Below are 524 nucleotides of genomic sequence, written 5' to 3' on the forward strand. Positions count from 1 at the left end.
TATTTTAGGGTTTCGATCGGTTGGTGAAAACACACAACCGAGGCGGGAACGGTACTTTTTAAAAAAAGCTGGGTAGATTGTTGAATTGTTAGGATTGTTGAATTGTTTGATGGTTGGCAAACATTTGAATTTGAGAATTACGAATTGGGCGAAGCCATTCATACTTTAGTTTTTAGCTTCGCTTGGTGCCCATTCGTAATTGAATCATTCGTAATTCGTCATTGAGGTCGCTCGCCTATCAGTTGCCCCAATAGTTGGTTATACTCCTTATAAAACTTTGCCCCTAGCATAGCAAGGGCAGCCCTGGCAAGTATGGCGTCTCGTTCGCTGAGGGGTTCGTTGTTTTGCAGGCGAGTTTGCAGCTCCTGAAAAAACACCAAACTATTGGTATAGCGCGCAGGCACTTGTTTTGCCTGTGAGTAGGCAGCTTTGCCCTCCCTTGATAACTGAGGTACAGTATGTTGTAGCCTTTTCCAGTACTTTTTTATTGCTTGTATCATGTGATGGTTTATTGTTTAATTTTT

Annotated in this window: 1 protein-coding gene; it reads right to left on the reverse strand. The window is 42.2% G+C overall.

Annotated features, from left to right (window positions below; genetic code table 11):
- Window positions 1–218 precede the first annotated feature (218 nt).
- Window positions 219–500 carry a hypothetical protein gene (locus Q0954_RS34375; RefSeq protein WP_299466720.1) on the reverse strand — a complete coding sequence of 94 codons (282 nt, stop codon included), beginning with the start codon at window positions 498–500 and terminating at the stop codon, window positions 219–221.
- Window positions 501–524 lie beyond the last annotated feature (24 nt).

The sequence above is a fragment of the uncultured Microscilla sp. genome, assembly GCF_947493425.1.
In the GTDB taxonomy this organism is placed as follows: Bacteria; Bacteroidota; Bacteroidia; order Cytophagales; family Microscillaceae; genus Microscilla.

Bases quoted from the DNA above. Each gene is read 5' to 3' on its own strand.
- Q0954_RS34375 (WP_299466720.1), bottom strand. From the start codon at position 500: ATGATACAAGCAATAAAAAAGTACTGGAAAAGGCTACAACATACTGTA.